The organism is Microvirga terricola (assembly GCF_011777495.1).
Classification (GTDB): Bacteria; Pseudomonadota; Alphaproteobacteria; order Rhizobiales; family Beijerinckiaceae; genus Microvirga; species Microvirga terricola.
This window is the reverse complement of record NZ_JAATJS010000007.1, coordinates 69920-90447: the sequence shown is the minus strand read 5'-3', so window position 1 is coordinate 90447 and position 20528 is coordinate 69920. Positions and strand designations below refer to the sequence as shown.

18 protein-coding genes and 1 pseudogene are annotated in these 20528 nt (G+C 61.2%); 15 read left to right on the top strand and 4 right to left on the bottom strand.

What is annotated here, in order from left to right; genetic code table 11:
* Positions 1–13: 13 nt before the first annotated feature.
* The 9 genes from HB375_RS16810 (at position 14) to HB375_RS16770 (ending at position 10236) form a co-directional block, all read left to right on the top strand.
* Entirely contained in the window at positions 14–301 is a 288-nt protein-coding gene (locus tag HB375_RS16810) for a copper-binding protein (RefSeq protein ID WP_167674169.1), read from the top strand.
* A gap of 267 nt (positions 302–568) precedes the next feature.
* Positions 569–658 carry a K(+)-transporting ATPase subunit F gene (kdpF, locus tag HB375_RS16805; RefSeq protein WP_167674168.1) on the top strand — a complete coding sequence of 30 codons (90 nt, stop codon included), beginning with the start codon at positions 569–571 and terminating at the stop codon, positions 656–658.
* A gap of 15 nt (positions 659–673) precedes the next feature.
* Positions 674–2383 carry a potassium-transporting ATPase subunit KdpA gene (gene kdpA, locus HB375_RS16800; protein WP_167674167.1) on the top strand — a complete coding sequence of 570 codons (1710 nt, stop codon included), beginning with the start codon at positions 674–676 and terminating at the stop codon, positions 2381–2383.
* 10 nt (positions 2384–2393) lie between these two features.
* Positions 2394–4451, top strand: coding sequence for a potassium-transporting ATPase subunit KdpB (gene kdpB / locus HB375_RS16795; RefSeq protein WP_167674166.1), 2058 nt, complete (start codon positions 2394–2396; stop codon positions 4449–4451).
* 11 nt (positions 4452–4462) lie between these two features.
* Entirely contained in the window at positions 4463–5062 is a 600-nt protein-coding gene (kdpC, locus tag HB375_RS16790) for a potassium-transporting ATPase subunit KdpC (protein WP_167674165.1), read from the top strand.
* A gap of 49 nt (positions 5063–5111) precedes the next feature.
* Positions 5112–7805, top strand: coding sequence for a sensor histidine kinase (locus HB375_RS16785; RefSeq protein ID WP_167674164.1), 2694 nt, complete (start codon positions 5112–5114; stop codon positions 7803–7805).
* Positions 7802–8497 (top strand): response regulator, encoded by a 696-nt coding sequence (locus HB375_RS16780; RefSeq protein ID WP_167674163.1) that lies wholly within the window; start codon positions 7802–7804, stop codon positions 8495–8497. Before HB375_RS16785 ends, HB375_RS16780 begins: the two co-directional genes overlap by 4 nt.
* A gap of 96 nt (positions 8498–8593) precedes the next feature.
* Entirely contained in the window at positions 8594–9493 is a 900-nt protein-coding gene (locus HB375_RS16775) for a class I SAM-dependent methyltransferase (RefSeq protein WP_167674162.1), read from the top strand.
* Positions 9490–10236 (top strand): pseudouridine synthase, encoded by a 747-nt coding sequence (locus HB375_RS16770; protein WP_167674161.1) that lies wholly within the window; start codon positions 9490–9492, stop codon positions 10234–10236. The genes HB375_RS16775 and HB375_RS16770 overlap by 4 nt, the downstream gene beginning before the upstream one ends.
* A gap of 4 nt (positions 10237–10240) precedes the next feature.
* On the opposite strand, the gene HB375_RS16765 is transcribed toward HB375_RS16770, so the two are convergent.
* Entirely contained in the window at positions 10241–10660 is a 420-nt protein-coding gene (locus tag HB375_RS16765; RefSeq protein WP_167674160.1) for an Lrp/AsnC family transcriptional regulator, read from the bottom strand.
* A 125-nt stretch (positions 10661–10785) separates the two neighbouring features.
* On the opposite strand from HB375_RS16765, the gene rocF reads away from it, so the two are divergent.
* Positions 10786–11739 carry an arginase gene (gene rocF, locus HB375_RS16760; protein ID WP_167674159.1) on the top strand — a complete coding sequence of 318 codons (954 nt, stop codon included), beginning with the start codon at positions 10786–10788 and terminating at the stop codon, positions 11737–11739.
* 26 nt (positions 11740–11765) lie between these two features.
* On the top strand, positions 11766–12980 hold the full coding sequence (rocD, locus tag HB375_RS16755) for an ornithine--oxo-acid transaminase (protein WP_167674158.1): 1215 nt from the start codon (positions 11766–11768) through the stop codon (positions 12978–12980).
* Between the two features lie 64 nt (positions 12981–13044).
* Here the strand turns inward: rocD and HB375_RS18445 are convergent, their stop codons facing one another.
* Positions 13045–13452 (bottom strand): RNA-binding protein, encoded by a 408-nt coding sequence (locus tag HB375_RS18445; RefSeq protein WP_167674094.1) that lies wholly within the window; start codon positions 13450–13452, stop codon positions 13045–13047.
* Between the two features lie 193 nt (positions 13453–13645).
* On the opposite strand from HB375_RS18445, the pseudogene HB375_RS18440 reads away from it, so the two are divergent.
* Together HB375_RS18440 and HB375_RS17970 are read left to right on the top strand one after the other, a co-directional pair.
* A pseudogene (locus HB375_RS18440) lies at positions 13646–13949 on the top strand (TolC family protein); the annotation flags it as partial.
* A 279-nt stretch (positions 13950–14228) separates the two neighbouring features.
* Positions 14229–14666 carry an HU family DNA-binding protein gene (locus HB375_RS17970; RefSeq protein WP_167674157.1) on the top strand — a complete coding sequence of 146 codons (438 nt, stop codon included), beginning with the start codon at positions 14229–14231 and terminating at the stop codon, positions 14664–14666.
* Positions 14667–14998: 332 nt separating this feature from the next.
* On the opposite strand, the gene hpnN is transcribed toward HB375_RS17970, so the two are convergent.
* The gene (gene hpnN, locus HB375_RS16735) at positions 14999–17578 is read right to left on the bottom strand and encodes a hopanoid transporter HpnN (RefSeq protein ID WP_167674156.1); all 2580 of its coding nucleotides are present in this window, start codon (positions 17576–17578) and stop codon (positions 14999–15001) included.
* 182 nt (positions 17579–17760) lie between these two features.
* On the opposite strand from hpnN, the gene ispH reads away from it, so the two are divergent.
* On the top strand, positions 17761–18687 hold the full coding sequence (ispH, locus tag HB375_RS16730) for a 4-hydroxy-3-methylbut-2-enyl diphosphate reductase (protein WP_167674155.1): 927 nt from the start codon (positions 17761–17763) through the stop codon (positions 18685–18687).
* 41 nt (positions 18688–18728) lie between these two features.
* Positions 18729–19880: an adenosyl-hopene transferase HpnH gene (gene hpnH / locus HB375_RS16725; RefSeq protein ID WP_167674154.1), complete on the top strand. Its 1152-nt coding sequence runs from the start codon at positions 18729–18731 to the stop codon at positions 19878–19880.
* On the opposite strand, the gene HB375_RS18610 is transcribed toward hpnH, so the two are convergent.
* On the bottom strand, positions 19821–20468 hold the full coding sequence (locus HB375_RS18610) for a phosphorylase family protein (protein WP_425515193.1): 648 nt from the start codon (positions 20466–20468) through the stop codon (positions 19821–19823). The genes hpnH and HB375_RS18610 overlap by 60 nt on opposite strands.
* Positions 20469–20528 lie beyond the last annotated feature (60 nt).

Here is a 20528-nt window from a genome sequence, read left to right as displayed (position 1 = left end):
GGGAGATTGAAAAATGAAGCGTCTCGTTTTCACCATTGCCGCCCTCGGCCTCTCGACCTCCGTGTTCGCGCAGAACGCGCCGCTGGTCCTTGGCGTCGTTCAGAAAATCGACGAAGCCCAAGGTAAGGTCACATTGCAGCACGGGCCCATCAAGAACCTCGACATGGATGGCATGACGATGGTCTTCCGTGCGCAGGACCCGGCCATGCTCAAGGAGATCAAGGTCGGCGACAAGGTTCAGTTCACGGCTGACCGGGTGAACGGTCAAATTACCGTGACATCCCTCAAGAAGGGTCAATAATCTCGGAGCGCCCCCGCGATCTGCGACGGGGGCGCTTCATGTCTTTTCAAGGCTGGCAACGCGCCGCCCTGACAGTTTTTATATATTCCTTATTTCCCCTCCTTCATTTTCCAATCGAGCCTTGATGGCGCTCGGAGTTAGCGTGCGACACTGAACTTATGTGGTGTCGTTATGCTTGACATTGTCTATCTTTCCCTGGGCATCGGCTTTTTTGCGCTTATGGCGCTTTATGCCGTCGCCGCGGAACGGCTTTGAAGAGAGGCTGCCATGTCTCTCGATCTTCTCCTCGGCGGTTTGGTAGCTGCCGGCCTTGCGGTTTATCTCGTCATGGCTTTGCTCAAGCCTGAGCGCTTTTAACGGGAGCGTTCACCCATGACTCTCAACGGTTGGATGCAAATCGGCATCCTCTTCTTCGTCGTCCTGCTCACGGCGATTCCGCTCGGCGCTTTCATGGCCAATGTCTATGCCGGAAAGCGCAATCTTCTCAGCCCGATTCTCTACCCGATCGAACGGAGCGTCTATGCGCTCGCCGGCGTCGAGCCGGGACGTGAGCAGGGGTGGCGCTCTTATGCCATGGCGATGCTGGCGTTCAACGCAGCGGGCCTTACTCTCCTTTACACGATCCTGCGTCTGCAAGGCTATCTGCCGCTGAACCCGCAGGGCTTCTCAGGCGTCGCCCCCGATCTCGCCTTCAACACGGCCGTTTCGTTCGTAACGAACACGAACTGGCAGGCCTATGGTGGCGAGACGACCATGAGCCATTTTTCGCAAATGGCGGGCCTCACGGTCCAGAACTTTTTGTCTGCCGCAACAGGCCTTGCATTGGCCATGGCTCTCGTGCGGGGCTTTTCCCGCTCACGCGCGACGACCGTCGGCAATTTCTGGGTCGATATGACCCGCTCCGTCCTCTACATCCTCCTCCCGCTCGCTTTCGTTACGGCGGTTGCGCTCATCGCGCTTGGTACGCCGCAGACGCTGCAAGCATCGGTCGATGCGACAACGCTTGAGGGCGCCAAGCAGACCATTGCGCTCGGACCGGTCGCCAGCCAGGTCGCGATCAAACAACTTGGGACGAATGGCGGCGGATTCTTTAATTCCAATGCCGCTCATCCGTTCGAGAACCCGAGCGAGCTCACGAACTTCATCCAGATCTGGCAAATGCTGGTGATCGCCGTCGCGGTCGTGTTCGTCTTCGGCCGGCTCGTCGGCGACCGCCGACAGGCATGGGCCATTATCGCGGTTATCGGCATTCTGCTTATCACGGGTGTTGCCGTCACCTACGCAGCCGAGGCTGCGGGAACGCCTCTGCTGAAAAGCGTCGGTATCAACCTTGCTGATGGCAACATGGAAGGAAAAGAGGTTCGCTTCGGGTTGGCTCTGTCGGCCTTGTTCGCTGCGGTTACGACGGGCCTTTCGTGCGGCGCCGTGAATGCGATGCACGCGAGCTTCACACCCCTCGGCGGCCTCGTTCCGATGTTCCTCATCCAGCTCGGTGAGATCCTGCCCGGCGGCGTGGGATCGGGACTCTACGGCATTCTCATCATGGCGATCATCGCCGTCTTCGTCGCTGGCCTGATGGTGGGGCGCACGCCGGAATATCTCGGCAAGAAGATCGAGGCGAGGGAGGTCAAGATGGCGATGCTCGCAGTCCTCATCCTCCCTACCGCCATTCTCGGCTTCTCCGCCATCGCCGTCGTCATTCCCGAAGGGCTCGCAGGCATCCTCAATCCTGGACCGCACGGGCTGTCGGAAGTCCTTTATGCCTATTCGTCGGCAACGGGGAACAACGGCTCCGCCTTCGCGGGCCTGAGCGCCAACACGCCGTGGTACAACACGACCCTCGGCTTCGCGATGCTGCTCGGGCGCTTTGCCTACATCGTGCCGATGCTCGCCATTGCCGGATCGCTTGCCGCAAAGACGCGAGTCGAGGCGTCCAGTGGCACCTTCCCGACCCACGGGCCGCTGTTCATCGGTCTTCTCACCGGGGTCATCCTGATCCTCGGCGGTCTCCAGTACTTTCCCGCGCTCGCCCTCGGCCCCATCGCCGAACAGGTGCTGATGCTCGCCGGCAAGACGTTCTGACAGGTGTTCCATGAGCAAACATGTTCAACCCACCATCTCACTGTTCGATGGAGCGATCCTGCGGCAAGCTTTCGTCGACTCCTTCAAGAAGCTCAATCCCGGGGTTCTGGTCCGCAATCCGGTCATCTTCGTCACCGAGGTTGTGGCGCTTCTGGTGACGGTTCTCTTCGTTCGTGATCTCATCTCCGCAAAATCGGCTTTCTTTTCCGGCCAGATCGCGGCGTGGCTTTGGTTCACCGTGCTTTTTGCGAACCTCGCAGAGGCCGTCGCGGAGGGAAGGGGCCGTGCACAGGCGAATACGCTGCGTCAGGCACGGACCGACACCATCGCAAAAAGGCTTTTGGACCCCGATCGCAAGGAATTGTTCGAGCGCATCCCCGCAGTCGAGCTGCAGGTCGACGATCTCGTCCTTGTCGAAGCGGGGGATCTTATCCCCGGCGACGGCGAGGTCATCGAAGGGATCGCCTCGGTGAACGAAGCTGCGATCACGGGCGAGTCCGCGCCTGTCATCCGTGAATCGGGCGGCGACCGCTCGGCTGTCACGGGGGGCACGACAGTTATCTCCGATTGGGTTGTCGTGAAGATCACGACGGCGGTCGGCTCCTCGTTCCTCGATCGCATGATCGCTCTTGTGGAAGGTGCTGAGCGGCAGAAGACGCCGAACGAAATCGCGCTCAACGTCCTGCTCGCCGGAATGACCATCATCTTCCTGATCACGGTGGTTTCTCTCGCAGGCCTCGGCCGATACTCGGGGGCCGATGTCCCCATTCCGGTTCTCGTCGCGCTTCTCGTCACCCTCATCCCGACGACCATTGGCGGCCTTCTCTCGGCCATCGGCATTGCTGGGATGGATCGTCTCATCCGGTTCAATGTGCTCGCCATGTCGGGCCGCGCGGTCGAAGCGGCGGGCGACGTGGACACGCTCCTTCTCGACAAGACCGGCACGATCACATTCGGAAACCGCATGGCTTCCGAGATTCTGCCTGTGCCGGGTGTCAGCGAGCGCGAGGCTGCGGAGGCGGCGCTTCTGGCGAGCCTGGCCGATGAAACGGCTGAGGGGCGGTCTATCGTGGCGCTAGTGCATGAGAAATACCGTTTGCGTGCGCCCGACCACCCGCCCACCGACGCGCGTTTCATCGAGTTCTCGGCAACGACCCGATTGTCCGGTGTCGATCTCGGCAACCGTTCATTGCGCAAAGGGGCCGTGGATGCCGTGCTGCATTTTGCTCAGGATGCCGGTGGCCGATCGGTCTCGGATGCCGCCTTCAACGCTGCGGTCGACCGCATCGCCCGCTCAGGCGGCACGCCGCTTGGCCTTGCGGAAGGCGGAAAGCTTCTCGGCGTCATTCACCTCAAGGATGTGGTGAAGCCCGACATCAAGGAGCGCTTTGCCGAATTGCGCCGGATGGGAATTCGGACAGTCATGGTGACAGGCGACAACCCCGTCACCGCGGCGGCGATTGCATCCGAGGCGGGTGTCGATGACTTCATCGCGGAAGCCACACCGCAGGACAAGCTCGACTATATTCGCGGTGCACAGAAGGAGGGGCGTCTTGTTGCCATGTGCGGCGACGGAACCAACGATGCCCCAGCCCTGGCACAAGCCGATGTCGGCGTCGCCATGCAGACGGGCACGCAGGCGGCGCGCGAGGCCGGCAACATGGTCGATCTGGACTCCAACCCGACAAAGCTCATCGAGGTCGTCGGCATCGGGAAGCAGCTTCTCATGACGCGCGGCTCGCTCACCACTTTCTCTATCGCCAACGATGTCGCCAAGTATTTCGCCATCATCCCGGCGCTGTTCATCGCTGCTATCCCGCAGCTTTCGGTCTTGAATGTCATGGGTCTCACAACACCTCAAAGTGCCATCCTCTCGGCGGTGATCTTCAACGCACTCGTCATCATTGCGCTGATTCCACTTGCTCTTCGTGGCGTGTCTTATCGTCCGTTGCCGGCGGCCTCTCTCTTGCGCCGCAACCTGCTTCTCTATGGCCTCGGCGGTCTCATCGTGCCGTTCATTGGCATCAAAGTCATCGACCTCGCCGTTGCGGCAATCGGCTGGGCGTGAGGGAGGAAGCCATGTCTCATCTTCGTCCCGCTTTGGTTCTGGTCGTTCTGTTCACGATCGTGACGGGCCTCGCCTATCCGCTCGCTGTGACCGGTATCGGCCAATCGCTTTTCCCCGCCGAAGCCAATGGCAGTCTCGTGACTGTCAACGGACGTGTGGTGGGTTCCGATCTCATCGGCCAGAACTTCACGTCGGATCGCTATCTCTGGCCGCGTCCTTCGGCAACGACGGCGCCTGACCCGCAAGATCCGTCGAAGGCCATCGATGCGCCCTATAACGCGGCGGCCTCGGGCGGCTCGAACCTTGGCCCGACCTCGCAGAAGCTGGCGGAGCGCCTGACCGCCTCGGCCGAGGGGTGGCGGGCCGCGAAGATGCCACAGCCGATTCCCGGAGATGCCATCACTACCTCGGGCAGCGGCCTCGACCCCGATGTCTCGCCGGCCTACGCCCTTGCCCAAGTTCCCCGCATCGCGGCGGCGCGCGACGTTCCCGAAGCGGCGGTGAGGCATGTGATCGACCGGCTCGTTGAAGGGCGCACTTTCGGCTTCCTGGGCGAGCCCCGAGTCAATGTTCTCAAGGCCAATCAGGCGCTCGACGAGATAGGGCCTTAACGGTTCGCAGCATAGCGCCTATTTTTGAGGGCATGGAGATGCCGTTCCGATGGGTTTGACCGATAAACCGCGGGCTTCGCCCGAGGCGCTTCTGGCTCTCGCCAACCGCGAGGGCAGGGGGCGCCTCAAGATTTTTCTCGGGGCGGCCCCTGGTGTGGGTAAGACCTACGCCATGCTCCAGGCGGCTCGGGTGGCGGCCCAGGAGGGCACCGACGTGGCGGTCGGACTCGCCGAAACCCATGGCCGCAGGGAAACGGAACTCCTCCTCGAAGGTCTGAGAATCTTGCCCCGCACATCCGTGCCCTATCGCGGGCGGATGGTGCAGGAATTCGACCTCGACGCCGCGCTAAAGTGCCGCCCCGAACTGATTCTGGTCGATGAATACGCCCACACCAATGCTGCGGGAAGCCGCCATCCCAAGCGGTGGCAGGATATCGAGGAGCTGCTCGATGCGGGCATCAACGTCTGGACCACGCTGAACATCCAGCATCTGGAAAGTCTCAACGATGTCGTGCAACGCATCACGCGCGTGCGGGTGCGCGAGACCGTGCCCGATGCCAATTTCGACAAGGCCGACGAGATCGTCCTCGTCGATCTCCCGCCCGACGAGCTCTTGAAGCGGCTGGCGGAGGGCAAGGTCTATGTGCAGGACACGGCGGCCAGGGCCGTCGACAATTTCTTCCGCCCCAACAATCTCGTTGCCTTGCGTGAACTGGCTTTGCGCCGCGCGGCCGCACGCATCGACAGCGATTTGCTCGAGCGCATGCAAGGCGGCGGTGTCGAAGGCCCGTGGGCCGCGGGCGAACGCATCCTTGTCTGCGTTGGGCCGGATGAGACCTCCTCGATGGTCGTGCGCCATGCCAAGCGATTGGCAGACATGATTGGTGCACCCTTCATCGCCGTGACCGTCGAATGGCCGTCCTCCCGCTTTAGCGAGAAACAACGCCACCGCGTGACCGAAGCCCTGCAGCTTGCGGAAAGCCTCGGGGCCGATGAGGTGAAGACCCTCGTCGGAACCGACCTCGTCGATGAATTGCTGCGCTATGCTAAGTTCGAGAACGTCACGCAGATCGTCGTGGGTCGCTCCCGAAGCAGCTGGCTGGCGGAGCTTTTGGGCCGCTCTTTCCCACATCAGCTCATCCGCGCCGCCGAGGACATCGCGATCCATGTGGTCACGCCGGTCTCAACGGAGCGTCGCAGCGTCTGGCAAGGCCTAGAATGGCGCTCGTTGTCCAAGAAAACGAGCCTCGCGTTCCTGTGGTCCGCTGTTGCCGTCGTCCTTGCGATTTTCGTTGGACGGGTGATTGCTGCTGCGGTTCCGCTTCCCAATGTGTCGATGGTCTTCCTGTTGGCGGTGTTCTTTTCTGCCGTCCAGTTTGGCATCTGGCCCGCAGTCTTCGCGTCGGTTCTGTCGTTCCTGGGCTACAATTTTTTCTTCATCGCTCCCTTCTACACGTTGACGGTCGCGCGGCCACACGAACTGCTGGCCTTGTTCATCTTCCTCGGCGTCGCCGTGCTCTCCTCCGCTGTCGCCGGGCGGGCGCGGGAGCAGGGGGCGGCGGCGGCGAGCCGCGCACGCGCGACGCGGCGTCTGTTCGAATTCGCTCGGCGTCTTTCGAGTCTTGCCGAGCCCCAGACGGTGGCGGACAGCACGGTGGCGGAAGTGCACCGGGACCTCGGCCTGCCGGCGGTCATTCTGTTCCCGCAAGGCGATGATCTCGTCGTCACCGCCGCTTGGCCGCCCGAGGATCAGCTTGGAACGGCGACGATGACGGCGGCCCGCTGGGCGTTCGAGCGGGACGAGCCTGCCGGCGCGGGAACTGGAACGCTGCCCAATGTGCCGTGGTACTTCTTTCCCCTACGCGCCTCGCACGGCCGTGTCGGCGTCATCGGTATCGCGTGCGGCGGGAAGGATGGCGCGGAGCTCGACGCGGAGGAACGCGCCTTGTTCGAGACACTGGCCGAGTTGACCGCCACGGCCCTTGAACGCTCCCAGCTCGCGCGGGAGATCGTGGTGGCGAAAAGCGCCACCGAGGCGGAAAAGGTGCGCAACACCTTTCTCGCCTCCATCAGCCATGATTTTCGCACGCCGCTTGCCTCGATCCTCGGTTCGGCGACCAGTTTGATCGAGTATCGTGCGAAACTGCCGGATGCTGCGAAGCTTGATCTACTTTCGCAAATCAAGGATGAGGCCGAACATCTCGATGGTATGGTGCGCAACCTGCTCGCCATGACGCGCGTCGAAGCAGGAGCGCTGGAATTGCGGCGCGATTGGATCGATGTACGCGAGTTGCTCGACCGTATCGTTGCCTTCGCCAAGCGTCGCGGTGCCGTGCAAGGCTTCACCGTGCGAACGGAGGACGATTTGCCTTTCGCGCCCGCCGACCAGACCCTTTTGGATCAGGCCATGACGAACGTGGTCGGAAACGCTGTGCGTTACGGTGGGCCTGATGCGCAAATTGTCGTTGAAGCGAGGCGCGTCGGCGATGACCTGCTTATCTCCGTCGCCGACGACGGGCCGGGCGTTGCGCCCGACATGTTGCCGCATATCTTCGAAAAATTCATGCGCGGCAAGGATCTGGGAATGGCCGACGGCGGCGAGGGCGCGGGCCTCGGTCTTGCCATCGCGAAAGGCATTGTGGAAGCCCATGGTGGAACGATTTCGGCTGATAGCCATGTCATCGATGGCCATGGCACGCGCGTAACACTGCGGTTGCCGCTCGGCACAGGACAGACACTATGAATCAAACGCCACGCGTTCTTGTGGTCGATGACGAAACGGCCATTCACCGCTTCCTGACACCCGCCCTGATGGCGAATGACTATGCCGTGCTGAAGGCGGTCACCGGCGCCGAGGCATTGAAGCGCATCGCGACTGACGCGCCCGACATCGTCGTGCTCGACCTCGGCCTTCCGGACATCGACGGCAAGGAGGTGATCCGGCGCGTCCGCGAATGGTCCGATGTGCCGATCGTCGTGCTCTCCGCCCGCGACCGGGAGGCGGAAAAGATTGAGGCGCTCGATTATGGGGCCGACGATTTCGTGAACAAACCTTTTGGCGTCGGCGAACTGATGGCGCGGCTGCGGGCGGCGCTGCGGCATCGCATGCACCGTAGGGGCGAAACGCCGGTGGCGCGGGTGCACGGTGTTGAAATCGACGTCGCGCGTCGTCGCGTGCTGCGCGAGGGGGAGGACGTCAAGCTGACCCCGAAGGAGTTCGACCTTTTGGCGCTCCTTACCCGTCACGCAGGGAAGGTGATCACGCACAAGCAGATTCTCTCCGTCGTCTGGGGCCCCGCGCATGAGCATGACACGCAGTATCTTCGCGTTTATGTCGGGCAACTGCGCCAAAAGATCGAGGCGGACCCGTCCTCGCCGGCGATCATCCTGACGGAATCGGGTGTCGGCTATCGTCTGGCGGATACGGAAGATTGACACGCTGCCAGTGCAAAAAGGCGCTTACCTTTCAACCCTGCGCGGTATAGGTACGCTTGAATCGATTTGGACTTTTCAGCAGTGGACGAAGCAAGAATGGAGGGTGTTTACGGCACCCCGCCGGCCGAACTGGCCGCTACCCCGAACGATGCGATCCAGTTTTCGCCTCTGATTCCTGGCTCCGAGGCCCTTGAGGCGCTCGGTGAAGGCACCCTGGCGAGTCTTGTGATGCTCGCCCCGCCCGGCACGCTGGAGCGGCGCTATACGATGGCTCTTGCTCTCAAGGCGTTGGCTCAGGGCGGCAGGCTGACCGTGCTTGCGCCCAAGGACAAGGGCGGCTCGCGGCTCGGCAAGGAGCTGGCCGGATTCGGTTGCCAGGTGGCCGAGACGGCGCGGCGGCATTACCGGATTTGCGTCTGCGAACGCGCTGCCGTTCTCAATGGCGTGGACGAGGCGGTGGCGGACGGAATGCCGCGGCAGGTGGAGGAGCTGGGCCTCTGGTCGCAGCCGGGTGTTTTCAGCTGGAACCGCGTCGATCCGGGCAGCGCTCTGCTCCTCAAGCACCTGCCGGCCTTGTCCGGTCGGGGGGCAGATCTTGGATGCGGCATCGGCTTTCTCGCCATCGACATTCTTAAGTCGCAAAAGGTGCAGCACCTGACCCTCGTCGATATCGACCGGCGTGCGGTTGAGGCGGCAAGACGCAATGTGAACGATCCACGCGCCGATGTGCGCTCGGCTGATGTGCGGGACGGCATTGATCTCAAGGGCCTGGACTTCGTGGTGATGAACCCGCCATTCCACGACGGTGGTGCAGAAGATCAGGCGCTCGGCCAAGGTTTCATCCGCCGCGCAGCAGAAGCCTTGCGTCCCAGCGGCGTATGCTGGCTCGTCGCCAACCGGCATCTGCCCTATGAAGCGGTGTTGAAGTCGCACTTCAAACGCGTCGCGCTGAAAGCCGAGGGCGAAGGCTATAAAATCTATGAGGCTCATCGGTGAGTAAGCCCGGCACGACGACGCTTCGTCTCGACCGCCTCCTGTCCAATCTGGGCTACGGCTCGCGGCGCGAAATTCAGCAGATGGTGCGCGCGGGCCTTGTGACGCTCGACGGCGAAGAACTCGATAGCGCCGATCAGCGCATCGCGGTGACGCGGGATTTGTCTGAACGCATGCAGGTCGACGGCGTGCCGCTCGATCCGCCGCCGGGTCTTGCCCTGATGCTGCACAAGCCCCTCGGCGTGACCTGCTCCCACAAGGAAGCCGGTCTGTTGGTCTATGGACTTCTTCCTTTAAGGTGGCGACACCGCGATCCGGCGATATCGACCATCGGGCGGCTCGACAAGGAAACATCCGGCCTGTTGCTTCTGACCGATGATGGCGTGCTGCTTCATCGCATCATCTCGCCGCGCAACCACGTGACCAAGCGCTATCACGTGACGCTCGATCGCTCGTTGCGTGGTGACGAGGCGGCGGTGTTCGCCGCTGGAACATTGCTTCTCGAAGGAGAAGAAAAGCCGCTTCTGCCAGTGCAGATGGAGGCGTTGTCGTCGACTGAAGCCTACGTGACGCTGACCGAGGGACGCTATCATCAGGTCAGGCGCATGTTCGCTGCGGTCGGCAATCACGTCACCGCGCTACATCGTGACCGCGTGGGTGATCTCGCGCTGCCGGACGATCTTGCGCCCGGTGAGTATCGGGTGTTGAGCGACGCCGATATCGCTTTGGTGCTGCCGCCGAAGTAGGGCGCTACTTGCGTCTCGACAGCAGAATGCTCGTCTCCGTCGACGAGATGCCGCTGATCTCACGAATCCGCCGCAGCACCTGATCGAACTCCTCAAGCGTCGCGACTTCGATTTCGGCCACGATGTCCCAGCGCCCATTGGTGGTGTTGATGCGCGAGACTTCGGGAAAGCCGTGCAACCGCTTGATGACCTTATCCGCGCCCTGGCCTTCGACCTCGATCATCGTCACCGCGCGAATGTTGTTGGGCCGCGCGCTGGAGCCCAGCGTGACGGTAAAGCCCTGAATGGTGCCGTTTTCCACCATCCGCTCGGTCCGCGTCCGCACGGTGGCGCGGGAGACCTTCAGCGTCGCCGCCAGGCTCGAGACCGGCTGTCGCGCATCGGCGCGGAGAAGCGCCAGCAGTTTTTGATCCAGTTCGTCCATCGCCTTTGACCATTTTGGAAGGCGAAGCTTACCATATTGGTCCATCCTCTATCCAGATTTATCGCTTCTCCCTCTTCAAGCTGCCACCTGCGGCATCGGATAATGCTGCTTGAAGAAGGGAATAAATGCCGATGCCTCACCTTGCGTCCCAGAACGCCGAAAAGCCCCGCCTCGCTGTTCTCGGCGCCCCCGTCGAAGTGGGCGCGGGACGCCGCGGCACGCTGATGGGACCGGCCGCGCTGCGGACCGCCGGGCTGGTTGCCGGCCTCAAGGAACTCGATCTGCACATCGAGGATCGGGGCGATCTTGCGGTTCCGGTCTTTTCAGAAGGCAACGGCGCCGGCCGCAACGCACGTCATTTCGATGAAATCTCGGCCTGGGCACGCTGCCTCAGCGATCACTCCTACGACCTTTTGAGCGGCGGCTATTTCCCGATCTTCCTTGGTGGGGACCACAGCCTCTCGATGGGATCGGTCCACGGCGCCATGCGCCATTGCGCGCGACACAAGCGGGAGTTTTTCGTGCTCTGGCTCGATGCCCATGCCGATTTCAACACGCCGGAGACCTCGCCCTCCGGCAACATGCACGGCATGTCGACCGCCTTTCTCTGTGGCGAAGATGGATTCCACGGCTTTTTCGAGCATGACTCGTTCGAACCGCTGCCGCCCCAGAACCTCTATATCTTCGGCCTTCGCTCGGTCGACCGCGACGAGCGCGCGTTGCTGCGGGAGCGCGGCGTCAATGTGTTCGACATGCGCCACCTCGATGAGTTCGGCGCATCGGTTCTGATGCGAAAGATCATCGAGGAAGTCGGTGCGCGAGACGGACATCTGCATGTCAGCCTCGATGTCGACTTTCTCGACCCTTCCATCGCACCTGGGGCGGGAACGCCTGTGCCCGGAGGAGCGACCTATCGCGAGGCGCATCTCATCATGGAGATGCTCTACGATTCCGGCCTCGTTCGATCGCTGGACGTGGTCGAACTCAACCCATTCCTCGATGAGCGCGGGAAGAGCGCCTGCGTCCTCGTCGACCTCATCGGCAGCCTTTTTGGGCGCCAGATCATCGAACGGATTTAATCCGGAACCTTTTCAGCGAGCAACCGATGCTGTCCATCACAGACACCCTGATCGAAACCGAAAACCGGCTTGGCGCGCACAACTACAAGCCTCTGGACGTCATGCTCTCCCGCGGCGAGGGGGTGTGGGTGTGGGATGTTGACGGCAATCGCTATCTCGATTGTTTGTCCGCCTATTCGGCGGTGAATCAGGGGCATTGCCACCCCAAGATCATGGCTGCGATGATTGAGCAGGCGCAGAAGCTGACGCTCACATCGCGCGCCTTCCGCAATGATCAGCTCGCGCTGTTCTATGAAGAAATCGCTGCTCTCACCCGCTCGCACAAGGTTCTGCCGATGAACAGCGGTGCGGAAGCGGTCGAAACCGCCATCAAGGCCGTGCGGAAATGGGGCTATGAGGTCAAGGGCGTGCCCGTGGGCCAGGCCGAGATCATCGTTTGCAGTGAAAACTTTCACGGCCGCACGCTCGGCATTATCGGCTTCAGCACCGATGAGACTGCACGCGGCGGGTTTGGGCCATTCGCACCCGGCTTCAAGGTCGTCCCCTTCGGAGACGCTGCTGCTTTCGAGGCTGCGATCACGCCTCACACTGTGGCGTTTCTGGTCGAGCCGATCCAGGGCGAGGCCGGGGTCATCATTCCGCCGAAAGGGTACTTCGCCAAGGTCCGTGAACTCTGCACCCGTCACGGCATCACGTTAATCCTCGACGAAATCCAGACCGGCCTCGGCCGAACCGGGAAGCTTCTGGCGGAGGAGCATGAAGGCATTGAGGCCGATGTGACGCTCATCGGCAAAGCCCTTTCCGGCGGCTACTACCCGGTCTCGGCGGTTCTCTCCAACACCGATGTTTTAGGTGTTCTCAAGCCCGGCCAGCATGGCAGCACCTTTGGCGGCAACCCGCTCGCCTGCGCAATCGCCCGCGCGGCGATGAAGGTGCTGGTCGACGAAGGCATGATCGAGAATTCCGAGCGTCAGGGCGCGCGTTTCAAGGCACAGATCGAAAGCATCCGCAGCAACGCGGTGCGCGAGGTGCGCGGACGCGGGCTCATGCTTGCGGTCGAACTGCATCCCGAAGCCGGCGGTGCACGGCGTTACTGCGAGGCCTTGCGGGAGCGCGGCATTCTCGTCAAAGACACGCACGTCAACACGATCCGCATCGCGCCGCCGCTCGTGATCAACGAAGATCAGATCGATTGGGCGAGCGAGCAGTTCAACAAGGTGCTGACGGCCCTCGAGCCGTGAGCACCCTCCAACGACCTCGCAACGATTAGCGGCCTCGTCACTCGACAAGGCGCGAAGCGTGGCCTCAGCACGGATAGACGTCGTAATAGTAGGGGTAACCGTAATAATAATAGTAGTAAGGCGACACGCTATAGCACTGGTTGCCGCCGTCGGTTCCTCTTATGAAGGCTCTGCCGAAGCGGTCGACACCAAAATGCCCACCATGGCGCCCCCCCTCGAACCCACCACGTCCGCCGCCGCCGGGCGAAAGGCTTCCGGTTGTTCCCGGCCCCATTCCGCCATGGCCGCCAAAGCCGCCACCGCCAAAACCGCCGCCGAAGCTACCCCCTCCGAAGCCGCCGCCCCCTGAGTGGGAGCCGCCGCCTCCGCCGTGGCCGCCCCCACCGCCGCCGCCTCCACGGGCGATCGCGGTGCCGGTGACCAAGCTAAGCCCAATCAGGGCAGTGCCGATCCCCAACAGGATCCGTTTCATGACACGTCTCCATCCAACAAACCCGATACCTGTTAGGTGAGGGGGCGAGGGGTAGCCGCAAAGAGGACTTGTGCGGCGGCTGTGTCGTTGCGTCACACGACATTTTGGCGGGTCGTCCGCGCAGCGCGCACGGTAAGGCGCGAACCCTGAAGGCCAGACAAAACCCGACCATTCGTTCCCTCGCGAGCCCCGCGCCAACACCTATTTCCAGGTTCTGGCGACTCAGGACAGCCTGCGCATCGCTAGGGAGAACATCGCCTCGGCGACGCATACTCTCCGACCCAATCCAGCAGCAATTCAATGCCGGCACGGCCTCACAGCTCGATGTCTCGCAACAGGAAAGCCTTGTCGCGACGCAGCGCGCCATGATCCCAGGCCTTCCATCCGATCTCCTGATTCGGCGGCCGGATATCCGCCAGGCCGAGATGCAGCTCGCTTCCGCGAACTACGATGTCGAGAGCGCGCGGGCGGCCTTCTTTCCGACCATTCAGTTGACCAAGCCCTCGGTGGAGGCTGGTCGTCGGATCCCGGCGCGGTGGCCAATATTTGAGGCGCCTGAGCGCTGCCGCTCACGCTCAGGTCTTGCCGACCGCCTGATTGGGTAGGCGTAAGTCCACAAGGTTTTTCATCTCAACGATTGACGGGCCGGGAAAGGCGAAGTTTTCGTGGTGGAGAACGGGGCGGACAATAGAGTTCTGGTAATCTAGAGCTTTATTCTGCCGCGCCATTCGAGCAATACTACTCATATGCCTAGGCTCAATCGAGAGGAGTTCCCAGTGGCAAAGACTGCAACCAAGACTGCGACCAAGAAAGCCCCGGCTCGCAAGGCTGCTGCGAAGAGCACGGCAAAGAAGGCGGCGAAGCCCGCGAAAGCTGTAGCTTCGAAGGCTGCGGCGAAGACTTCCGCGAAGAAGGCGACGAAGGCCACTGCGGCCAGCCCCATCCTGACGCTGCGCAACATCGCCGAGACGCTCTCCGAGCTGCACGAGCTGCCGAAGCGCCAGACGAACGAGATGCTGACCCAGGTCGTCGAGATGATCACCAAGAGCCTGAAGAAGGGCGACAAGATCCGCCTGAGCGGCCTTGGCATTCTGCAGGTGCGTAAGCGCGCCGCCCGCATGGGCCGCAACCCGCAGACCGGCGAGCCGGTGAAGATCAAGGCCTCGAAGAAGATCGCCTTCCGGGCGGCCAAGGATCTCAAGGAAGCTATCTAAGCTTCGCATAGCAGTGCCGCATGGACGATGCGGCACTGCTCACCCCGCACGGACCAGGCAGTTATGATTGCCGAAGGAACGGGTCGCGTGAGCGTGAGAAAACGATAGGCCGGCATTTCGTGGGGAGGTCACCCACATCTTCGGGCCGAAAGATGCCGATTGACGGCGAAAAGCGCTTAAAGACAAACCGGTGTTAGTCTTCAGCGGGCCGAAGCTCATGCTGGTACGTCGCAGCACAAAGCCAACAGCACGCGACTTTCGTTTGGCTCTTTGACAGCTATCATTGAGTCGAAGCTCTCGCGCGCCCTCACGGTTCCGGTGATCTTAATCGATCATTTTGGGTCGTCCGTCTCCCGCGGTGGTCCCATTAAGATAGGCTGGAACAGAACAGCCGCGGCGAGTGTGCAAACAAGCGAGAGGGCAAGTAACTTGCCCATGCTTGATGTGCCGGGATGGTGGGAAAACCACAAGCTCCCGAAGGCAGCAGCGGTCGTCGCGGCGCTGAAAAGCACTGCACGGGTGAGGCTTGAGGCCAAAAGATTGCTCTCGCCTGCGCGCCAAGCCATCACATAATAGACCTTGAAAGCTACACCGACGCCGAGCAGCAGCGGTAACGCGATGATGTTGGCGAAGTTGAGCGGCATGTCGAGGAGCACTGTGAGTTCCAGCGTCACGACGCCGGCGAGCAGCAGCGGTATCAGGGTCAGCAAGACATCCGTCACACGCTTCAACACGATGAAGAGCAGGATCGTAATACTGACAAGCGCAAAGGCGCCTGCTCTTAAGAAAGCACTTACAACAGTCTCGCTCGCCTCCTGGATGGTGACGGGGTACCCGGTTGCGTCCGGCGCTACTGCACGGACGGCGGCGGCGAACCGTCTCAAGACAGCATTGTCGTTTGAATTGCCGCGAGCGAAAACCTGGACGGCGGATCGCCCGTCCGATGTCGTCCAATCGCGTTTGAGTTCGTCCGGAAGGTCCGCCACGGTAACGGGCCCTGCTCTGAGGCTGTCCTTCAACAGCGACAGCATTGCCGGAAAGGAAGAGAACAAGGCATCTTGAGCGCGGGCCCGCATCTCCGGCTGCGCCTCAGCAAGTTCTGTCAACGCTGTCCTGAGATCGGCAAGCGTCTTGTCGTGGCCGGACGGTGCGCCGAGCGCGGCGGCGGCCTGTCGAAGTGAGGTGACGATCTCGCCGTCGGGGCGGGTAACGGATGAGGAGCGTGTGGCGAAGATCGGCTCGAGGGCTGCTCTCGCTTGTGCAATCGCCGCAAGCTTCTCTTCCTGATCGGCAGGGATGAAGGAGGCGAGCGTCAGCGCTCTGCTTACCTCAGGCAGACTGTCGAGCTTCTGGGCCGTCTCCTCGGCACCCTGCAGAGTAGGGCGCAAAATGTGAATGGTCGCGGCGCTATTGTCCGGATCCTGTGCAAGGTCGATGAAGGTCGCCACGGACTCCACAGAGGCGCTGCGCAGATGAATCGGATTGAAGTCCACACGGACATGCCAGAGTAAGGGGAGGCCGGCGGCCACGACGGCGAGGGTGCCGAACAGGATCGGATATCGATGGATCGCCGTGAAACGATCAACTGAGGCGAGAAAAAGAAAGCCGATAGGTTCCCTTTCTCCCGATGGCCGCAAATTCCGAATGAGGGCAGGTAACACCGTGATGCTGGTTATGAAGGCGACAATCATTCCGGTTCCGGCGATGAGCCCAAGTTCCGAAAGCCCCCGATAGGATGTCGGCAAGAAGGAGCAGAAACCTGCAGCCACAGCCACAGCGGCCAACGCCAAAGGGCGACCCACCTTCAGGGCGGTTTGTTCCAGAGCAGTGATGAGATCGTCCCCAAGGTATCGCTCCTCGCGGTAGCGCACACTGAACTGGATGCCGAAGTCTACGCCGAGCCCTACGAATAGAACAGCGAAGGCAATTGAAATCAGATTGAAGGAACCGACCATCAGCAGCCCCAAAGCGGCTGTGACGGCAAGGCCGATGACGAGGCTGATGACGACTGCGAAGATGATACGGCCCGATTTCAACGCTAACCACAAAATGGCGAGAACAGCCAAGGTCGTGAGTGTTCCATTCAGGGCGGCGCCTTCCGCAAGCGTGCCGAATTCATCATCGGCCATAGGCACGTCGCCTGTCAGGCGTACACGCACCCCAGCTTCCGGCAGGAGCTGCAAATCTTTTGCTGCGGCCCTGATCGCGTTGGAGGCAAGGCGCCCCGGTTGAAGGCTTCCAAAGTCCAGAATCGGACGAACGAGCAGGATACGATGCGTTCCGCGCTTGTCGGCGTTGCCGATCAAACTCGTCCAGTCGAGGGGCGTGGGATGGCCGGACAACACAGAATTGATTGTTGAGGTCATCGATATCAAAGGCGCTGCATCAAGCGCCTCGGGACGCATTTGTCCTGTTGAAAGAGCGATGCCGAGGCCAGACAGCATATGCCCCAGGCCTTCAAGGTTGGGTTCAGCTGCAAGAGGCTGCAGAAACGGCTGCGAGCGCATCAAGGTGGACGTCACGCGCTTCACTTCGTCCGTGGGCTTGTAGAGCAAGCCATTGCGTCTAAAGAACTCTCCACTCCCGGTCTGACGAACCGAGCGGATCGTATTCGGCATAATAGCCAGCCGAGCCGCCAGCGCCGTCGCCGCAGCATCCGCCTGATCCGGCGTCTGTGCGTCGATCACGACGATGACCCCCGACGCTAAATTCGGGAACGCAGCGTTGAAGGCTGCCTCGTGTTGCCGCCATGTGACATCGGGAGAAATCAGCGTGCTAGAGTCGGTGTTAATCGCGAAGCGAGCGACCGCGTAGCTCGCGGCGACGGCGCAAACGAGCAGAGCAATAATCAAAGTAAGCAGGGCGTGTCGGATGCAGGCCTGGACGACGCGTAAAACAAAGTTCTCAACCATCTCGCTTTCATATCTCCATTTGCCGATCGAGAAAGCGGTGCTGTTTCAGAGCTTAGAGGAGTAACGCCTGCCTTCAATTGAGGACGCAAGAAAGCTGGAAATTCCGGATTATCTCGCATTCTGAGTAGGACCGGAGGCGTGCGGTTGTTAGGTTCAACTCGATCTAGGAGATAGGCCTGTCGATGAAGATCATTCTCGCCACGCCTCGTGGATTCTGCGCGGGTGTCATCCGGGCAATCGAAATTGTTGAGCTTGCCCTTAAGAAGTACGGCCCTCCGGTCTATGTCCGCCATGAGATCGTGCACAATCGGCATGTCGTCAAAAGCCTTGAGGCGAAGGGTGCTCGCTTTGTGGAGCATCTGGGGGACATTCCAGCTGGCGCGATTACCATTTTCAGCGCCCACGGCGTGGCGCAGTCGGTTGAAGATGAGGCTCGCAATCGCGGTCTTCCAGTACTGGATGCAACGTGTCCGTTGGTCGCTAAGGTGCACAACCAGGCTAGGCGATACAACGCTCAGGGCAGGACGGTTGTCTTGATCGGTCACGCTGGTCATCCGGAGGTCGAAGGGACAATGGGTCGCGTTGAGGGCGATGTTCATCTCGTCCAGGCGATCGAGGATGTCGAGGCGCTACCGCTTCCTGACCATACGCCGATCGCCTATGTCACGCAGACGACGTTGAGCATCGATGACACGCGCTTGATCATTGCGGCGCTGAAACATCGCTTTAGCGATGTTGCCGGTCCGGATATCCGCGATATCTGCTATGCGACACAGAACCGGCAATGGGCTGTTCGCGAACTCGCCAAGGATGCGGATGTGATCCTCGTGGTCGGATCCAACAACAGTTCCAATTCGAACCGGCTGAGAGAGATTGGCGAGGAATGCGGCGTTCCGAGCTATCTGATTGCCGACGAAAGCAAGATTGATCGGGAATGGGTCAGGAACGCGCGCAGCGTCGGCCTCACAGCAGGGGCTTCCGCTCCCGAAGTCTTGATCGAAAGGGTCATCGACCGGTTGGCGGAGTGGGGTCGGGTCGACGTTTCCACACTGTCCGGCCGTGAGGAGCGTATCCAATTCCGCCTTCCGGCCGAGCTTATCGGCGGGTGACGGACCAGCCGAAAGCATTTTGAGCACTTAAGGATCGCTTCGTGGGCATTCCTTTCAACCAGATGGCGCGAATCGGCGTCTACATTTTGAAAAATGAAATCAGAGGCACGAAGCGTTATCCGCTTGTCTTAATGCTCGAGCCGCTTTTCCGCTGCAACCTCGCCTGCGCGGGGTGCGGCAAGATTGACTATCCTGCGCCGATCCTGAACCAGCGCCTCTCGGTTGATGACTGCCTCGGCGCCGCGGATGAATGCCCGGCCCCGGTCGTGGTTGTTGCAGGCGGTGAGCCCTTGTTACATCGCGAGTTGTCCCAGATCGTCGAAGGGCTTCTGGCGAGGGGCAAGTTCGTCACAATCTGCACCAATGCCCTGTTGCTGGAAAAGAAACTCGGTCAATACAAGCCGCACAAGAATTTCAACTGGTCCGTTCACCTCGATGGCGACGAGGCGATGCACGACAAGTCGGTGTGTCAGGCTGGGGTTTATGAGAAGGCTGTCTCGGCCATTCGGGTCACCAAAGCGGCAGGCTTCAGGGTGAACATCAACTGCACCCTGTTCAACGACGTGCAGCCCGAGAAGGTGGCTCGTTTCCTCGACACAATGAGGCCCCTGGGTGTCGATGGGATTACGATATCCCCCGGCTACGCCTACGAGCGCGCGCCAGATCAGCAGCACTTTCTGAACCGCAGGTCCACCAAGACGCTGTTTCGTGAAATTCTGAAGCGCGGTCGCAACGGCCGGAACTGGAACTTTTTCCAGTCCGGCCTTTTCCTCGATTTCCTGGCCGGCAATCAGACATATCACTGCACGCCGTGGGGCAACCCGACGAGGACCGTGTTTGGATGGCAGAAGCCTTGCTACCTGCTGGGGGAAGGTTACGCCAAGACCTTCCGCGAGCTCATGGACACCACCGACTGGGATACTTACGGCACCGGGAATTACGAGAAGTGTGCTGATTGCATGGTCCATAGCGGATTCGAAGCGACCGCGGTGAAGGACGCGGTGAGGCATCCCTTGAAGCTTCTTGCCATCACGCTGAAGGGGGTCCGGACAAACGGCCCCATGGCGCCGGAGATTCCACTCGATCGCCAGCGATCCGCCGAATACGTATTCTCGCGCCACGTTGAACAAAAGCTAGAAGAGATACGGACAAGCAAATCCAATGCTGAGATCTCGACGGATGCGGCTGAGTGAGCCGTATGCTCTACGGGCATCGAGCGCGACGCGGGCAAGAGCCGGAAGCTGGGTTGGGATACTGGCGAGCGAGACGAGCACGCCTGCCATGTCGGGCCGCCCGTCTCGCTTGAGTGGAACCAGCGCGACAGGCGGAAGATCTCTACTCGCAGAATCTGCGACGGTGCGGATAACCGCGAAGGGGAGGGCGTATCTGCAAGCTATCTGAGCCACGATGTGGGATTCCGTGTCGACGATCGATGCTCCGCTCAATGCGTGCAACTCTCGCTTGGCGCCAGCGCTGCCGATGGGAAAGTCACTTCCGACCACGACGGCTGAAATTGCATTACGACAGATCCGCCCAAGCGCGTTCAACCAACCGGCATCCGCATCCCACTGACCATCCGGCCCGACGACCCGCCGACCTAAGACGAGAGTCCCCGGCTCAAGCGCCGCATGCAGCCCTCCTGAAATTCCAAAGCTGACCAAACCGGCCACGGTCCCCGTCGCGAGAGCCGATGTCAGCCGTGCCTCGAGCAAGGTGGAATGCCCGCTTCCGCAGATCGTCGTGATAAAGGAGCCACGCGCGATGCGCTCTTCTGACTGCATGCCGCATACGGCGATCACACGGACTGTCGATGGCAAGGAGCTTTGCATGCGGCCAGTCCC